This is a genomic window from Streptomyces siamensis, assembly GCF_039543605.1.
Classification (GTDB): domain Bacteria; phylum Actinomycetota; class Actinomycetes; order Streptomycetales; family Streptomycetaceae; genus Streptomyces; species Streptomyces siamensis.
Genome location: NZ_BAABKB010000005.1, coordinates 167595 through 184702, shown reverse-complemented (window position 1 = coordinate 184702; position 17108 = coordinate 167595). Strand labels below are relative to the sequence as shown.

Below are 17108 nucleotides of genomic sequence, written 5' to 3'. Positions count from 1 at the left end.
ATTCCCGCGCACCCTTCGGGCGTCCGCCGGCCGTGGCCGTGAGAATTAATGCAAGCATGCTTGCTTGTTTCTGCGGTCGCTGACATGCTCCGGGGCACACAACGTCGTGCCCCGAGGGAGCGCATCGTGTCCGACGCGTCGTCAGTGATCGACGATCTGCAGCAGGAGAGCGAGGAACTCGACCGGCTGGTCGGGGAGTTGGAAGCGGATCGGTGGGCGCTCGACACGCCCGCCGCAGGGTGGACCGTCGCCCACCAGATCGCCCACCTCGCCTGGACCGACCACTCCGCACTGCTCGCCGTCACGGACGCGGACGCCTTCCACGCCCTGGTCGAGAAGGCGCTCGCGGCCCCCGACTCGTTCGTGGACCAGGGGGCCGAGGACGGCGCCCGGCTCGCGCCCGCCGACCTGCTCGCACGGTGGCGGGACGGCCGGACCGCGCTCGACCGCGCCCTGCGCGAGGCCCCGGCCGGCGCCCGCTTCCCCTGGTACGGGCCACCCATGTCCACCGCCTCCATGGCCACCGGGCGGCTCATGGAGACCTGGGCCCACGGCCAGGACGTCTCCGACGCGCTCGGCGTGGTCCGCGCCCCCACCGACCGGCTGCGGCACGTGGTCCGCATCGGCGTCCGGGCACGGAACTTCGCGTTCGGCGCCCACGGACTCCCCGCACCCGCCGAGGAGTTCCGGGTGGAAGTCACCGCCCCCTCCGGCGCCTTGTGGACCTACGGCCCCGAGGACGCGGCCCAGCGCGTCACCGGTCCCGCGCTCGACTTCTGCCTCCTGGTCACCCAGCGCGCCCACCGCGCCGACCTCGCCGTGCGCGCCGACGGCACCGACGCCGACCGCTGGCTCGACATCGCCCAGGCCTTCGCGGGCCCGCCCGGCACCGGCCGCGTGCCGCGGGAGACGGCCCGGTGAGCGCCCCGGCAGCCCCGCTCCGCATCGGCAACGCCTCCGGCTTCTACGGCGACCGCTTCGACGCCGTGCGCGAGATGCTCACCGGCGGCGAACTGGACGTCCTGACCGGCGACTACCTCGCCGAGCTGACCATGCTCATCCTGGGCAGGGACCGCCTCAAGGACCCCGCCGCCGGCTATGCCCGCACGTTCCTGCGGCAGTTGGAGGACTGCCTCGGCCTCGCCCACGAGCGCGGCGTGCGCATCGTCACCAACGCCGGAGGGCTCAACCCCGCCGGACTCGCCGCCGCCGTGCGCAAGCTGGCGGAACGGCTCGGCATCCCGGTGCGCGTCGCCCACGTCGAGGGCGACGACCTCACCGCGGAACACCCCGGCAGTCTGGCCGCGCACGCCTACCTCGGCGGCTTCGGCATCACCGCCTGCCTGCGGGAGGGCGCGGACGTCGTGGTCACCGGACGGGTGACCGACGCGGCCCTGGTCACCGGGCCCGCCGCCGCCCACTTCGGGTGGGGGCCCACGGACCACGACCGGCTCGCGGGCGCCGTCGTCGCCGGACACGTGCTGGAGTGCGGGACCCAGGCCACCGGCGGCAACTACGCGTTCTTCCGGGACGGCGACGTGCGCCGGCCCGGCTTCCCGCTGGCGGAACTCCACGAGGACGGCAGCTGCGTCATCACCAAGCACGACGGCACCGGCGGCTTCGTCGACGTCGGCACGGTCACCGCGCAACTGCTCTACGAGACGGGCGGCGCCCGGTACGCGGGACCCGACGTCACGGCCCGGCTGGACACCGTACGGCTCGGCCGTCAGGGCCCCGACCGCGTCCGGATCGAGGGTGTGCGCGGCGAGGCGCCGCCACCGACCCTCAAGGTCGGCCTCAACAAGCTCGGCGGCTTCCGCAACGAGGTCGTCTTCGTCCTCACCGGACTCGACGTCGAGGACAAGGCCGCGCTGGTCCGCGAGCAGATGACGGACGCGCTCGCCAAGTCGCCGCCCGCCCAGGTGCGGTGGGAACTGGCCCGCACCGACCGGTCCGACGCGGACACCGAGGAGACGGCGAGCGCGCTGCTGCGGCTCGTCGTGCGGGACCCCGACCAGCAGACCGTCGGGCGCGCGCTGAGCGGCGCGGCCATCGAGCTGGCACTCGCCAGCTACCCCGGCTTCCACGTGGTGGCGCCCCCCGGCAAGGGCGCGCCCTACGGCGTGTTCGAGGCCGTGCACGTCCCCCAGGCGGCTGTCGCCCACGCGGCCGTCCTGGACGACGGACGCAGGATCCCGGTGCCCGGGGCGCCGGACACCCGCGTCCTCGACGACGTCCCGGACCCCGTCCTGCCCGACCCCCTGCCGCCGGGGCCGACGCGCCGCGCGCCGCTCGGCCGGGTCGCGGGCGCCCGCAGCGGGGACAAGGGCGGCAACGCCAACGTGGGCGTGTGGGCCCGCACGGACGACGCCTGGCGCTGGCTGGCCCACGAGCTGACGGCCGACCGGTTCCGGGAGCTGATGCCCGAGAGCGCCCCGCTGACCGTCGTCCGGCACGTCCTGCCCAACCTGCGCGCCCTCAACTTCGTCGTCGAGGGGATCCTCGGCGAGGGCGTCGCCTCCCAGGCCCGCTTCGACCCCCAGGCCAAGGCCCTGGGCGAATGGCTCCGCTCCCGTCACCTGGACATTCCGGAGAGCCTCCTGTGACCGTCCTTCCCACCGCGCTCGACACCAAGAGCCCCGAGTACGCGGCCCATCGCGAGACGATGGCCGCCAAGCTCGCCGAACTCGAGGGCGAGCACGCCAAGGCCCTCGCCGGCGGGGGCGAGAAGTACGTCGCCCGGCACCGCGCGCGCGGCAAGCTGCTCGCACGCGAGCGCATCGAACTGCTGCTGGACCCGGACACACCCTTCCTGGAGCTGTCGCCGCTGGCGGCCTGGGGCAGCGAGTACACGGTCGGTGCCTCCCTCGTCACCGGCATCGGCGTGGTCGAGGGGGTCGAGTGCCTGATCACGGCGAACGACCCGACGGTGCGCGGCGGCGCCAGCAACCCGTGGAGCCTGAAGAAGGCCCTGCGGGCCAACGACATCGCGCTCGCCAACCGGCTGCCCTGCATCAGCCTCGTCGAGTCGGGCGGCGCCGATCTGCCCTCGCAGAAGGAGATCTTCATCCCCGGGGGCGCGATCTTCCGCGACCTCACCCGGCTGTCGGCGGCGGGGATCCCCACCGTGGCGGTCGTCTTCGGGAACTCCACCGCGGGCGGCGCGTACGTCCCCGGCATGTCCGACCACGTGATCATGGTGAAGGAGCGGGCCAAGGTCTTCCTCGGCGGGCCGCCGCTGGTGAAGATGGCCACGGGCGAGGAGAGCGACGACGAGTCCCTGGGCGGCGCCGAGATGCACGCGCGCGTGTCGGGACTCGCGGACTACTTCGCGGTCGACGAGGAGGACGCGCTGCGGCAGGCCCGGCGCGTGGTCGCCCGCCTCAACCACCGCAAGGCGTACGGCGACCCGGGCCCGGCCGCCCCGCCCAAGTACGACGAGGACGAACTGCTCGGGATCGTCCCCGGCGACCTCAAGCACCCCTTCGACCCGCGCGAGGTGATCGCCCGGATCGTCGACGGCTCGGACTTCGACGAGTTCAAGCCGCGCTACGGGACCAGCCTGACGACCGGCTGGGCCGCCCTGCACGGGTACCCCGTCGGCATCCTCGCCAACGCCCAGGGCGTGCTCTTCAGCGCCGAGTCCCAGAAGGCCGCCCAGTTCATCCAGCTCGCCAACCAGCGCGACATCCCGCTGCTGTTCCTGCACAACACCACCGGCTACATGGTCGGCAAGGAGTACGAGCAGGGCGGCATCATCAAGCACGGCGCCATGATGATCAACGCGGTGAGCAACTCCCGGGTCCCGCACCTGTCGGTGCTCATGGGGGCGTCGTACGGAGCCGGGCACTACGGCATGTGCGGGCGCGCCTACGACCCGCGCTTCCTGTTCGCCTGGCCGAGCGCCAAGTCGGCGGTCATGGGCCCGCAGCAGCTCGCGGGCGTCCTGTCCATCGTCGCCCGGCAGTCGGCCGCGGCGAAGGGACGGCCCTACGACGACGAGGCCGACGCGGCGCTGCGCGCCATGGTGGAGCAGCAGATCGAGTCCGAGTCGCTGCCGATGTTCCTGTCCGGCCGGCTGTACGACGACGGGGTCATCGACCCGCGCGACACCCGCACCGTCCTCGGCATGTGCCTGTCCGCGATCCACACGGCGCCCTACGAGGGCGTGCGCGGTGGTTTCGGCGTCTTCCGGATGTGAGGTCCCTCCAGTGATCAGCTCAGTCCTTGTCGCCAACCGGGGCGAGATCGCCTGCCGTGTCTTCCGCACCTGCGGCGAACTCGGGATCCGGACCGTCGCCGTGTACTCGGACGCCGACGAGAACGCCCTGCACACACGCATGGCGGACGCGGCGGTGCGGCTGCCGGGCGCCGCCCCGGCGGAGACGTATCTGCGCGCCGACCTGATCGTGAAGGCGGCGCTGAACGCGGGCGCGGACGCCGTGCACCCCGGCTACGGCTTCCTCTCCGAGAACGCCGACTTCGCGCGCGCCGTTCTCGACGCCGGCCTCGTGTGGATCGGGCCGCCGCCCGGGGCGATCGAGGCGATGGCCTCCAAGACCCGCGCCAAGCAGCTGATGGGCATCGAACCCCTCGCGTCGGTGACGGACGGCGACCTGCCCGTGCTGGTGAAGGCCGCCGCGGGCGGCGGCGGACGCGGCATGCGGATCGTGCGGGACCTGGCCGACCTGGACGCCGAGCTGGCGGCGGCACGCGCCGAGGCGCTGAGCGCGTTCGGCGACGGCGAGGTCTTCGTCGAGCCGTACGTGGAGGGCGGCCGGCACGTCGAGGTGCAGGTCCTCGCCGACACGCACGGCACGGTGTGGGCGCTCGGCACCCGCGACTGCTCCCTCCAGCGCCGTCACCAGAAGGTCGTCGAGGAGGCGCCGGCGCCGGGCCTGGGCGACGAGCTCGCCGCCGAGCTGCACGCCTCGGCCGTGCGCGCCGCCCGCGCCGTCGACTACGTGGGCGCCGGGACGGTCGAGTTCCTGGTCGCGGACGGCCGGGCGCACTTCCTGGAGATGAACACCCGCCTCCAGGTGGAACACCCGGTGACGGAGGCCGTGTTCGGCATCGACCTGGTGGCGCTGCAGATCCGGGTCGCCGAGGGCGGCGCCCTGGAGGTCGAGCCGCCCCGGGCGCGGGGACACGCGGTCGAGGCCCGCCTGTACGCGGAGGACCCGGCACGCTCCTGGGCCCCGCAGACCGGGGTCCTGCACCGCCTCGCCGTCCCGGACGGCATCCGCCTGGACACCGGGTACGCCGACGGCGCCGAGATCGGCATCCACTACGACCCGATGCTCGCCAAGGCGGTCGCCCACGCCCCCACGCGCGCCGAGGCCGTGCGGAAACTGGCGGGCGCCCTGGAGCGGGCGACCGTGCACGGCCCGGTCACCAACCGGGACCTCCTCGTCCGCTCCCTGCGGCACCCGGAGTTCGCCGAGGCCCGCATGGACACCGGGTTCTACGACCGTCACCTGGACGAGCTGACCGAGCCCACCCCCGACCCGTACGCGCCGCTCGCCGCGGCCCTCGCCGACGCGCACGGCCGGTCCCGGTTCGGCGGCTGGCGCAACGTGGCCTCGCAGCCGCAGGTCAAGCGCTACCTGATGGCCGGCACCGAGCACGAGGCGCGCTACCGCCACACCCGCGAGGGCCTCGCGGCCGACGGGGTGCGCGTGGTGCGCGCCGACGCCTGTCTCGTCGTCCTCGAAGTCGACGGCGTGCGGCGCGACTTCGCGATCGCGCGCCACGGCGACCAGGTCTTCGTGAACGCCACCGCGCTGACCGCGCTGCCGCGCTTCGGTGACCCCACCGCCCAGCAGGACCCGGGATCGCTGCTCGCACCCATGCCCGGAACCGTCGTACGCGTCGCCGAGGGACTGGCCGTCGGCGCCTTTGTACGGGCCGGGGAGCCGCTGCTGTGGCTGGAGGCGATGAAGATGGAGCACAAGATCTCCGCGCCCGCCGCGGGCACGCTCACGGCCCTGCACGCGGCCCCCGGCCGGCAGGTCGAGGTGGGCGCGCTGCTCGCGGTCGTGCAGCCGGCCCCGCAGGACGACACCCCGTAACGCCCCGGTGCGGCGGCCCGTGCCGCCGCACCGCGCGCGACCCCGGCCGGACCGCGCGACCCGTCATGAACCAGCCGTACTTTCCGTCTTCAGGAGGCTCCATGAGTTCCGCCGTCGAGACCGAAGAGCACAAGGCACTCCGTTCCGCCGTCGCCGCCCTGGGCGCGCGCTACGGCCGCGACTACCTTGCCAAGGTCGTCGCCGACGGGGGGCACCCGGACGAACTCTGGTCCGAGGCGGCCAAGCTCGGCTACCTCGGCGTGAACCTGCCCGAGGAGTACGGCGGCGGAGGCGGTGGCATAGCCGAACTCTCCATCGTCCTGGAGGAGCTGGGCGCCGCCGGCTGCCCCCTGCTGATGATGGTCGTCTCGCCCGCCATCTGCGGCACCGTCATCGCACGGTTCGGCACCGAGGAGCAGAAGCGGCAGTGGCTGCCCGGACTCGCCGACGGCACCCGCACGATGGCCTTCGGCATCACCGAGCCCGACGCGGGCTCCAACTCGCACCGGATCACCACCACGGCCCGCCGGGACGGCACCGACTGGGTCCTCACCGGCCGGAAGGTGTTCATCTCGGGCGTCGACATCGCCGACGCGACGCTCATCGTGGGCCGCACGGAGGACGCGCGGACGGGCAGCCTGAAACCCTGCCTGTTCATCGTGCCGCGGGACGCCGAGGGCTTCGGCCGCCGTCCCATCGACATGGAACTGCACGGCGCGGAGAAGCAGTTCGAGCTGACCCTGGACGACGTGCGGCTGCCCGCCGACGCACTCGTCGGTGACGAGGACGCCGGCCTGCTCCAGCTCTTCGCCGGCCTCAACCCCGAGCGGGTGATGACGGCCGCGTTCGCGATCGGCATGGGCCGGTACGCCCTCGCCAAGGCCGTCGGGTACGCCCGCGAGCGCACCGTGTGGAAGGCGCCCATCGGCGCCCACCAGGCCATCGCACACCCCCTGGCGCAGTCCCACATCGAACTCGAACTGGCCCGCCTGATGATGCAGAAGGCGGCCCACCTCTACGACCGCGGGGACGACGTGGCGGCCGGAGAGGCGGCGAACATGGCCAAGTACGCCGCCGGTGAGGCCTGCGTACGGGCCGTCGACCAGGCCGTGCACACCCTCGGCGGCAACGGCCTCACCCGTGAGTTCGGCCTCGCCTCCCTGATTACGGCCTCGCGCGTGTCTCGTATCGCGCCGGTGAGCAGGGAGATGATTCTCAACTACATCTCCCACCAGACCCTGGGTCTGCCCAAGTCGTACTAGGACCTGGCGAGCCGCTCTAGGAGGAACCGTGTTCCGCAGCGAGTACGCAGACGTCCCGGCCGTCGAGCAACCCATCCACGAGGCCGTCCTCGGCGGGGCCGCCGAGCGCGGCGACACGCCCGCGCTCGTCGACGGCGTCGACGGCACCACGCTCACCTACGGCCAACTCGACCACTTCCACCGCCGACTGGCCGCCGCGTTCGCCGAGGCCGGCGTCCGCAAGGGCGACGTGCTGGCCCTGCACAGCCCCAACACCATCGCCTTCCCGACGGCGTTCTACGCGGCCACGCGGGCGGGGGCCTCGGTCACCACCGTGCACCCGCTCGCCACGGCCGAGGAGTTCGCCAAGCAGCTGCGGGACAGCGCGGCGAGCTGGATCGTGACCGTGTCCCCGCTCCTTCAGGCCGCCCGCCAGGCGGCCGAACTCGCGGGCGGGGTCAGGGAGATCTTCGTCTGCGACCAGGCGCCGGGGCACCGTTCGCTGATCGAGCTGCTCGGCAGCACGGCGCCCGAGCCCCAGGTGGACATCGACCCCGTCGAGGACGTCGCGGCACTGCCGTACTCCTCGGGCACGACGGGTGTCCCCAAGGGCGTGATGCTCACCCACCGGTCCATCGCCACCAACCTCGCGCAGCTCTCGCCGTGCATGCCGATGGGCTCCGGTGACCGCATCCTCGCCGTGCTGCCCTTCTTCCACATCTACGGGCTGACCGCCCTCATGAACGCGCCCCTGAGGCAGGGCGCCACCGTCGTCGTGCTGCCGCGCTTCGACCTGGACACCTTCCTCGCGGCGATCCAGAAGCACCACATCACCGGTCTGTACGTGGCCCCGCCGATCGTCCTGGCCCTCGCCAAGCACCCGGCCGTCGCGCAGTACGACCTGTCGTCCCTGAAATACATCATCTGCTCGGCCGCGCCGCTGGACGCCGCCCTGGCCGCCGCCTGTTCGCAGCGGCTCGGACTGCCGCCCGTCGGCCAGGCGTACGGCATGACGGAACTGTCGCCCGGCACGCACGTCGTCCCCCTGGACGCCGAGAACCCGCCGCCCGGGACCGTCGGCAAGCTGATAGCCGGCACCGAGATGCGGATCGTCTCCCTGGACGACCCCGCCAAGGACCTGGGCGTCGGCGAGGCCGGCGAGATCACCATCCGCGGACCCCAGGTCATGAAGGGCTACCTCGGGCGCCCCGACGCCACCGCCGCGATGATCGACACGGACGGCTGGCTGCACACCGGGGACGTCGGCCATGTCGACGCCGACGGCTGGCTCTTCGTCGTCGACCGTGTCAAGGAACTCATCAAGTACAAGGGCTTCCAGGTCGCGCCCGCCGAACTGGAGGCGCTGCTGCTCACCCACCCCGGCATCGCCGATGCCGCCGTCATAGGGGTCTACAACGAAGACAACAACGAAGTCCCGCACGCCTTCGTGGTGCGCCAGCCGTCCGCACCGGACCTCACCGAGGGCGAGGTCATGATGCACGTCGCCGAACGCGTCGCCCCGTACAAGCGGATCCGCATGGTCACCTTCGTCCACGGGGTCCCCCGGGCCGCCTCCGGGAAGATCCTGCGCCGTCAGCTGCGGAGCCTTTCATGACCGTCGTGCACGCGGCACACGACCGCGCCGTCACCACGCTGACGCTCGACTCGCCCGCCAACCGCAACGCCCTGTCGGCCGTCCTCGTGGGCGAACTCGCCGACGCGCTCACCCGGTGCGGCAAGGACGACGGCGTGCGCGCCGTCGTCCTCACCCACACCGGGAACACCTTCTGCGCGGGCGCCGACCTGCGCGACCCGCCCCACCCGGACGCCCTGGTCGGACTGCTGCGGCAGATCGTCGAGCTGCGCAAGCCCGTGGTGGCCCGGGTGACCGGTCATGTGCGGGCGGGCGGGCTGGGCCTGCTCGGGGCCTGCGACATCGCGGTCGCGGGGGAGGGGGCGAGCTTCGCCTTCACGGAGGTGCGCATCGGCGTCGCGCCCGCCGTGATCTCCCTCACCCTGCTGCCCCGCACCGACCCGCGCGCCCTCGCCCGCCACTACCTCACCGGCGAACGCTTCGACGCCGCCGAGGCGGTCCGCACCGGTCTGCTGACGGCCGCCGGCCCCGACGCCGACGAGGTGCTCGCCCCGGTCCTCGACGGGGTGCGCCGGTCCTCGCCCCAGGCTCTCGCCGAGACCAAGGCGCTGCTCACGGCTAAGGTGCTGGAGACCTTCGACCGGGACGCGGCCGGGCTGACCGCGCTCTCGGCCCGGCTGTTCTCCTCCGCGCAGGCCGCCGAGGGGATGACCGCCTTCCTCGAACGACGGGATGCCGCATGGGTGGTGTGAGCACGACGGAGCACGTCGGGCGTCTTCCGCATGTCCCCAAGCAGGACCGCAGCCGGGCCACCCGGCAGCGGCTCCTGGAAGCCGCCGTGGCCTGCCTCGCCGAACACGGCTGGGCGGGCTCGACGGTCTCCGTCGTCGCCGAGCGCGCCGGTGTCTCCCGGGGCGCCGCCCAGCACCACTTCCCCACCCGTGAGGACCTGTTCACCGCGGCCGTCGAGTACGTCGCCGAGGAACGATCCACCGCCCTGCGCGCCCTCTTCCCGGACGGCGCCGCCGACCGCCGGGTCGTGGTGGCCGCCCTCGTCGACCTCTACACCGGGCCGCTCTTCCGGGCCGCCCTGCACCTGTGGGTCGCCGCCTCGAACGAGGACCAGCTGCGGACGCGGGTCACCGAGCTGGAGGCCCGCGTCGGCCGTGAGAGCCATCGCATCGCGGTCGACCTGCTGGGCGCCGACGAGTCCCGGCCGGGCGTGCGCGAGACGGTGCAGGGCCTGCTCGACATGGCCCGCGGTCTCGGCCTCGCCAATCTCCTCACCGACGACGGGACGCGGCGGGCGCGGGTGGTGGAGCAGTGGGGAGCACTGATGGAGGAGGCGCTGGACTGAGGCCGTGGGCCGGAGCGCCGGGCCCCGGCCCGCCCTTCAGGGGCTCAGGCGCTCCACCCGCCAGCTGCCGTCCGGTTCGGCCACGTAGCGGAGCCGGTCGTGGAGCCGGTTCTCACGGCCCTGCCAGAACTCGACGGCCTGCGGGGCGACGCGGAAACCGCCCCAGTTCGGCGGCACCGGGACCTGTTCGCCCTCCGGGTACCGGGCGCTCAACTGCGCGTAGGAGGACTCCAGTTCGTCCCGCGAGGCGATGACCGAGGACTGCTCGCTGGCCCAGGCGCCGAGCTGCGAGCCGTGCGGGCGGGTGCGGAAGTACGCCGCGGTCTCGTCCCGGGCGGTGCGCCGCGCCGTACCGGTGACGATCACCTGCCGCGCCATGGGGTGCCACGGGAAGAGCAGCGAGACGTACGGGTTCTCGGCCAGCTCGCGGGCCTTGCGCGAGTCGTAGTTGGTGTAGAAGACGAAGCCCTGCTCGTCGTACTGCTTGAGCAGCACGGTGCGGGAGCTCGGCCGGCCGTCGGCGTCCGCCGTGGAGACGACCATGGCGTTCGGTTCGTGCACGAAGCCGTGCACCGCCGCCTGCGCGGCCTGCCGGAACCAGTGGCCGAACTGATCCATGGGGTGCGCCGCGAGACCGTCCTCCAAAAGGCCCTCGGCGCGGTAGTGCGCGCGCATCGCGGCGGGATCGACGGCCAGCTCCTCCTCGGCGGCATCTGCGGCTTCGGCGGCACGCTGGACGAGGGGTTCGGCGGCGGAGTCGTCCGGGAAACGATCGTTCACGCGGTCATCTTGCCGTATACGCGGCCCTCCCCGGAGAGGAGTGTGGTTCATCACTGCGTGGCACTGAGTGCCGCACGCTCTCCCCAAAGGTGGCACCCGGGGATATCGTGCTGCTGCCGTTCCGGTTGGATGACCGCCAGCCGCACGGGGCATCACCGGGGTGAGACCGCTTCGGACCGCGAGTCGCAGAGGGCTGTTCGGACGACTTCCGAGATCTTTCGGGAATTGCCCGGAGTCTTCGCCGCCGACCGTGGAACCGGACCGGCCGGTCGAACGACCATCGACCGTCGCCCTGTCGTCCACGCCTGACACATGGTCGCGCGAACCCACGTACACCCCGTACGTGCCGTACACCCCCACAACGCCATCTGTCGCACACGTCACGAGGAGCCGCCTGATGTCCGACTTCGTACCCGGACTCGAAGGAGTCGTCGCGTTCGAAACGGAGATCGCCGAACCGGACAAGGAGGGCGGCGCACTCCGGTACCGGGGCGTCGACATCGAGGACCTGGTCGGCCACGTCTCGTTCGGGAACGTGTGGGGTCTCCTCGTCGACGGCGCCTTCAACCCCGGCCTGCCGCCCGCCGAGCCGTTCCCCATCCCCGTCCACTCCGGCGACATCCGCGTCGACGTGCAGTCCGCGCTCGCGATGCTCGCCCCCGTCTGGGGCCTCAAACCCCTCCTCGACATCGACGAGGAGCAGGCCCGCGACGACCTCGCCCGCGCCGCCGTCATGGCGCTGTCGTACGTCGCCCAGTCCGCCCGCGGCCAGGGACTGCCCATGGTCCCGCAGAGCGAGATCGACAAGGCGCACTCCGTGGTCGAGCGGTTCATGATCCGCTGGCGCGGCGAGCCCGACCCCAAGCACGTCGCGGCCGTGGACGCCTACTGGACGTCGGCGGCGGAGCACGGCATGAACGCCTCCACCTTCACGGCCCGCGTCATCGCGTCCACCGGCGCGGACGTGGCGGCGGCGCTCTCCGGAGCGGTCGGCGCGATGTCCGGACCGCTGCACGGCGGCGCGCCCTCCCGCGTCCTCGGCATGATCGAGGAGATCGAACGCACCGGGGACGCCGAGGCCTACGTCAAGCGGGCCCTCGACAAGGGCGAGCGCCTGATGGGCTTCGGCCACCGGGTGTACCGCGCCGAGGACCCCCGTGCGCGGGTGCTCCGGCGTACCGCCCGCGACCTCGGTGCCCCGCGCTTCGAGATCGCCGAGGCTCTGGAGAAGGCCGCCCTCGCCGAGCTCCACGCCCGCCGACCGGACCGTGTCCTGGCGACGAACGTCGAGTTCTGGGCGGCCATCATGCTCGACTTCGCCGAGGTCCCGGCGCACATGTTCACCTCGATGTTCACGTGCGCCCGTACCGCCGGCTGGTCGGCGCACATCCTGGAGCAGAAGCGCACGGGCCGCCTGGTACGCCCCTCCGCGCGCTACGTGGGCCCCGCCGCGCGCGGCCCGCAGGAGATCGTCGGGTACGAGGACATCGCGCACTGAGGGGCTCCGGGCCCCACTCGCACGCCGGTCGTCACGCGGGGCTGAGCAGCTCCGCGTGATGACGGGCGGCGACCAGCGGGTGGGCGCGCAGCTTCCCCTTCAGCTCGTTGAAGCCGTACTCCGCGAAGAGCGGGTTGTCCGGGTCCGTCGTCACACCGGGGGCGGCGGACGCGTACGGGAAGTGCAGCGGCTCGACCCGGGCGTCCAGCCGGGGGTTGTAGAAGAACGGCACCGAGAACCGCTCGGTGGCCCCGGCGGGACTCACCACCCGGTGGTTGGTGGCCAGCAGGTACCCGTTCGTGGCCACCTCCAGCAGCTCGCCGAGGTTGACGACGAAGGCACCCGGCAGCGGCGGCACGTCGTGGAACAGCCCGTCCTCCCGCTGCACCTGGAGCCCGCCGACCTGGTCCTGGAGCAGCAGCGTCAGGAAGCCGTAGTCCTTGTGCGCGCCGACCCCCTGATCGGCACCGTCCCCGGCGCTCCCGGGGTAGCGCACGAGCTTCAGGTGCGGATGCGCCCGCTCCCCGAAGACCGGGTCGTAGAAGCAGGCCGGAGCCCCGATCGCGGTCAGCAGCTCGTGCAGCAGCCGCTCGGCGACCGAGCTGAGCCGGTCGATCCAGGCGAGCGCCGCGGTGCGCAGCTCGGGCAGCGCGGCGGGCCACTGGTTCGGGCCCTGAAGCCACCAGTAGGCGGGCTCGCCGGGGCCCGGCACGTGCGGGGCCCGCTCAGCCCCTATGTCCAGCTGGTCGCGCCAGTCCCGGCTGCCGCCCGTGCGCTCGTCGCCGGTGCGGGTGTAGCCGCGGAAGTGCGGCGAGTTCACGTTGTCGAGGGCGAGCCGGTCGGCCTCGGGGAGGGCGAAGAACCGGTGCATCGCCCGCAGCAGCGCGCCGGTCTCCTCCTCGCTCACCCCGTGCCCGACGAGCTGGAAGAAGCCCACGTCGTGTGCTGCGCTGTGCAGCTGCGCGTGCAGCAGGGCACGGGCCTGGGGTCCGCGGTCGGCCGCGGACAGATCGATGATCGGGAGCTGCCGGGAGCCGTGCTGCGGCCCGGGCAGGCGGTGGTTCGGGGAAGACGTGTACGTCGTCATGAGGTGCGTCCGCAGGGTGTACGGGTGCCCGGGCGGCCGCCGGGGGTGGGGCGGGGGCCACGGGTGCCAAATGGAAGAGGAGGCCGTGCGAAGAGGGGCTGGGTCAGGCAGAGCGCCGACAGCCCATGCTCGTGACGCGCACGAAGTCCACGTGGCGGCGTCGAACGAGCATCGGAAGCATGGCCCAAGAGTACTGCGGGCCTTCGGATACGGGTGTGTCCCGCCTCACACCCCGTGCAATCGCCCGCGGGCGGCTGCGGAGTGCGGCTCCGGCGACCCGGCGGACGCGGGTGCCGGGGCGCGGAACGCCCCGTGAAACGCAGACGACCTGTGGGCTCGGGTCCCTCCGCCTCGCGGCGGAGGAGCCGGCCGGACGTACCGGCGAGCCCACAGGTCGGGTGACTGCTTGGGATTGGGGCCGGCTGCACGCTCGATTCACGTGCTGGTCCGGCACCGCACTGGATGTGGTGACGGGCCGCTAGCCCGCAGCCACCTCACGCGTCCGGTTTCCATACATCTGCCGAACCACCTCCCTTCTCGTGTGCACCACACACTAGGAACCGATCCCGCACGCTTCAACCGTTTTTTTGGAAAGTATCCGCGGCGCCCGTGCGGGGTGTTCCCGCAGGCCCTGGCGCGGTGGCCGGGAAAGTCATGGGTTTCTGGGGCGGGCGGGACGGAAATCCGGCGTACAACGATTTCGTCCAATCTTTGGGGAAGGCGATGTGGGCTGGGTCACGTTCGAGTTGAATGATTGCCAGTGAGTGAACTGTCGCGCCGTACGTGCGGACACACAGCCTGCAGGGGGTCCAGGTGAGTGCTTCCCGGCGTAGTGGGACCACCGACGAGCTGGGGCCCGACGAGCCCGAGCGGGACGGTTCGGATCTGCTTGCCGCGCTGTTGGACGGGATGGACGCGGCGCTGTGTGCCTTCGACGCCGACGGCGTCGTCACCCACTGGAACCGCGAGGCCGAGCGCATCCTGGGCTGGACCGCCGCCGAAGCCGTCGGCCGGCACGGGTTCGCCGGATGGGCCGTGCGCACCGCGGACGCCGAGGAGGTCGAGGCGCGGCTGCTGTCCGCCATGCAGGCACCCGGACGGCAGGTCCACGAGTTCGCCCTGCTGACCAAGGAGGGCGGCCGGGTGCTGGTGCGCACCCAGTCCGCCGCCGTGCGCGGACCGGACGGCAAACCCGCCGGCGTGTACTGCGCCTTCAGCGAGGTGCACGCCCAGATCGACCTCGAACGGTCCATCGCCCTCAGCGAGGCGCTGTTCGAGGACGCCAGCTGGGGCGTCGTCCTCGTCGACGCCGACCTGCGGCCCGCCGTCGTCAACGCCCACGCCGCGCGAGCCCTCGGGACCGGACGTACGTCCCTGCTCGGCCGCCCCCTCGGAGAACTGCTCTCCCAGGGCGTCGAGGACCTGGAGGGCGCGCTCACCCATGTGCTCGCCGAGGGCGCCCCGCCGGCGCCCGCCGAGATGTGGGTGAGCCTGCGGACCCCGGAGGGAGAGAAGCGGCGCTGCTGGCGCAGCGGGTTCCTGCGTCTCGCCTCACCGCTCGCCGAGGAGCCCGTACCGCTCGGCGTGGGATGGCTCTTCCAGGACGTGACGGATGCCAAGCAGGCCGAGCAGGAGGCGGCTCAGCTGCGCTTCCGCGCCATCCAGCTGCACCGGGCGGCACGGGCCGCCGCCGAGTGCGAGGACCCGGCGGAGGCCGCCACCGTCCACCTCGACTTCGCGCTCGCCGGCTTCGCCGACCACGCGCTGATCGACCGGGTGGCGGGCGGCTCGCTGCGCGACGGGGAAGGACCCGTCCGGCTCGTCAGGGCCGCCGCCACGCCCTCGGGGGCGCCCGGCCCGAGCATGCCGACCGGCAAGGCGGGACTGCCCGTGCGCTACGGGGACGGGCATCCCGCTCTCCAGTGCGTGGACCGTGCCGGGTCCGTGCGGGCCAGCGTGGGTGCCGCCGGGACCGAGCAGGCACGCGAGTGGGCCGTGGCCCGCCAGTGGCCGCCGGACTCGGTGCACGCGCTGTGCGTGGTGCTGCGCAGCCGGGGACGGACCCTGGGCGTCGTGACGTTCCTGCGGGGCGCGGGACGCAGCCAGTTCGAGCGCGCGGACGCCACGTACGCGGAGGACGTGGCCGTACGGATCGCGATGGCGCTGGACCTGGAGGGACTGCTGGGGAGCGAGTAGGGCCCCGCCGCCCGCGCGTGCCCGCCGGGACGAGGCACCTGGCGCCTGAACTGCCCGGCGGGCCCGGTCCCGTCGCGCGCGTGCCCGCCGGGACGAGGCGTCCGGCGCCTCAGCTGCCGGGCGGGCCCGCCTCTGCTCCCCGTGCGTGCCCGCAGGGCCGGCCCCGGGACTGCCGGGAGGCTCTCAGGGCTGCCGGGCCTGCCCGGGGAGGCCGCCGGGCCACGGCGGTGCCGGTGGCAGGCCGTCCCGGGCTCCGGCGGGCCGGGTCAGCGCCGGTAGAAGATCCGGTCCCCGTACTCCGTCATCACCCGGCCGTTCCAGTCGTGGCCGCCGTCCACGTTGCCCGAGCGCAGCAGGGGCGGCTCGATGCCGCGGCCGGCGAGCGTGCCCGCCGCCGTCGCCATGACGGCCTGGAGCAGGGCCGTGGTCACCACGGTGGACGCGGGGGCGAAGGGCGCCTCGATCGCGTCGAGGGTGAGTTCCGCGTCACCGACCGCGATCTTCGAGTCGAGGACGACGTCGCAGTGGTCCAGCAGATAGGTGCCCGAGGCGTGCCGCGACGTCGTCTCGGTGGCGTAGGCGACCGAGGTGACGCCGATGACCTTCACCCCCAGCGCGCGGGCGTTCATGGCCATCTCCACCGGGAGCGCGTTGCGGCCGGAGAGCGAGATGATCACGAGCAGGTCGCCGGAGCGCAGCGGGCTGCAGTCGAGGACCGCGCTCGCCAGCCCGTCGACCCGCTCCAGGGCGGAGCCGAGCGTGGCGGGCATGACGTCGACGCCCACGACCCCCGGCACGGTCAGCAGGTTCATCAGGGCGAGGCCGCCCGCGCGGTACACGACGTCCTGCGCGGCGAGCGAGGAGTGCCCGGCGCCGAAGGCGAACAGCCGCCCGCCGTCCGCGACGGTGTCGGCGATCAGGGTGCCGGCCGCCTCGATGTCCGCGGCGTCCTCGTCCCGTACCCGCTGGAGCAGGCCGATCGCGGCGTCGAAGAACTGCCCGGCCAACTTGCTGTCGCTCATCGGCGAAGCCCTTTCCACGTCTCGTCGTATCGTCGGGGTCGACGCGCACGGCCGAAGGGCGGCTGAACCGGAGTTCCGGTGCGGCCGTACTCCTGTCGTGTCGCGGATCACGTTGCGGTCTGGACCACTGTGCTGTCAACAACGCCCGCCCGTCCGGGCGGGTCCGTCGCTCCGGCCCGATCCGTGCCCGCACCGCCGCGGCGGGCAGGCGTGACCGCCCGGTTTCGACGGCCGGGCACGGTTGTCAGTGGTATGCGTCAGA

Annotated in this window: 13 protein-coding genes; 10 read left to right on the top strand and 3 right to left on the bottom strand. The window is 73.0% G+C overall.

All coding sequences use genetic code 11. The annotated features are described in order from the left end of the window. Positions 1–126 precede the first annotated feature (126 nt). The 8 genes from ABEB03_RS12595 to ABEB03_RS12560 all read left to right on the top strand — a co-directional run bounded on the left by ABEB03_RS12595 (position 127) and on the right by ABEB03_RS12560 (position 10263). Complete coding sequence (locus ABEB03_RS12595; RefSeq protein ID WP_345646480.1) at positions 127–921, top strand: TIGR03084 family metal-binding protein; 795 nt, start codon at positions 127–129, stop codon at positions 919–921. Further along, a complete protein-coding gene (locus ABEB03_RS12590; RefSeq protein WP_345646477.1) occupies positions 918–2606 on the top strand; it encodes an acyclic terpene utilization AtuA family protein in 1689 nt (562 codons plus the stop codon). The genes ABEB03_RS12595 and ABEB03_RS12590 overlap by 4 nt, the downstream gene beginning before the upstream one ends. After that, a complete protein-coding gene (locus ABEB03_RS12585) occupies positions 2603–4201 on the top strand; it encodes an acyl-CoA carboxylase subunit beta (RefSeq protein WP_095935063.1) in 1599 nt (532 codons plus the stop codon). The genes ABEB03_RS12590 and ABEB03_RS12585 overlap by 4 nt, the downstream gene beginning before the upstream one ends. Before the next feature lie 10 nt (positions 4202–4211). After that, complete coding sequence (locus ABEB03_RS12580) at positions 4212–6071, top strand: acetyl/propionyl/methylcrotonyl-CoA carboxylase subunit alpha (RefSeq protein WP_345646470.1); 1860 nt, start codon at positions 4212–4214, stop codon at positions 6069–6071. A gap of 101 nt (positions 6072–6172) precedes the next feature. Further along, entirely contained in the window at positions 6173–7333 is a 1161-nt protein-coding gene (locus ABEB03_RS12575) for an acyl-CoA dehydrogenase family protein (protein WP_345646467.1), read from the top strand. A 28-nt stretch (positions 7334–7361) separates the two neighbouring features. Continuing rightward, entirely contained in the window at positions 7362–8927 is a 1566-nt protein-coding gene (locus ABEB03_RS12570; RefSeq protein ID WP_345646464.1) for a 4-coumarate--CoA ligase family protein, read from the top strand. Continuing rightward, a complete protein-coding gene (locus tag ABEB03_RS12565) occupies positions 8924–9658 on the top strand; it encodes an enoyl-CoA hydratase family protein (RefSeq protein WP_345646461.1) in 735 nt (244 codons plus the stop codon). Before ABEB03_RS12570 ends, ABEB03_RS12565 begins: the two co-directional genes overlap by 4 nt. Next, positions 9646–10263, top strand: a complete 618-nt coding sequence (locus ABEB03_RS12560; protein WP_345646458.1) for a TetR/AcrR family transcriptional regulator — start codon at positions 9646–9648, stop codon at positions 10261–10263. Before ABEB03_RS12565 ends, ABEB03_RS12560 begins: the two co-directional genes overlap by 13 nt. 36 nt (positions 10264–10299) lie before the next feature. Here the strand turns inward: ABEB03_RS12560 and pdxH are convergent, their stop codons facing one another. Then, on the bottom strand, positions 10300–10938 hold the full coding sequence (gene pdxH / locus ABEB03_RS12555) for a pyridoxamine 5'-phosphate oxidase (protein ID WP_345647003.1): 639 nt from the start codon (positions 10936–10938) through the stop codon (positions 10300–10302). A 502-nt stretch (positions 10939–11440) separates the two neighbouring features. Here pdxH and ABEB03_RS12550 point away from each other — a divergent pair. Continuing rightward, a complete protein-coding gene (locus ABEB03_RS12550) occupies positions 11441–12541 on the top strand; it encodes a citrate synthase 2 (RefSeq protein WP_345646453.1) in 1101 nt (366 codons plus the stop codon). A gap of 31 nt (positions 12542–12572) precedes the next feature. On the opposite strand, the gene ABEB03_RS12545 is transcribed toward ABEB03_RS12550, so the two are convergent. Next, positions 12573–13628 (bottom strand): isopenicillin N synthase family dioxygenase, encoded by a 1056-nt coding sequence (locus tag ABEB03_RS12545; protein ID WP_345646449.1) that lies wholly within the window; start codon positions 13626–13628, stop codon positions 12573–12575. A gap of 813 nt (positions 13629–14441) precedes the next feature. On the opposite strand from ABEB03_RS12545, the gene ABEB03_RS12540 reads away from it, so the two are divergent. After that, a complete protein-coding gene (locus ABEB03_RS12540) occupies positions 14442–15824 on the top strand; it encodes a PAS domain-containing protein (protein WP_345646446.1) in 1383 nt (460 codons plus the stop codon). 266 nt (positions 15825–16090) lie between these two features. Here the strand turns inward: ABEB03_RS12540 and ABEB03_RS12535 are convergent, their stop codons facing one another. After that, positions 16091–16846, bottom strand: a complete 756-nt coding sequence (locus ABEB03_RS12535; RefSeq protein ID WP_345646444.1) for an SIS domain-containing protein — start codon at positions 16844–16846, stop codon at positions 16091–16093. Positions 16847–17108 lie beyond the last annotated feature (262 nt).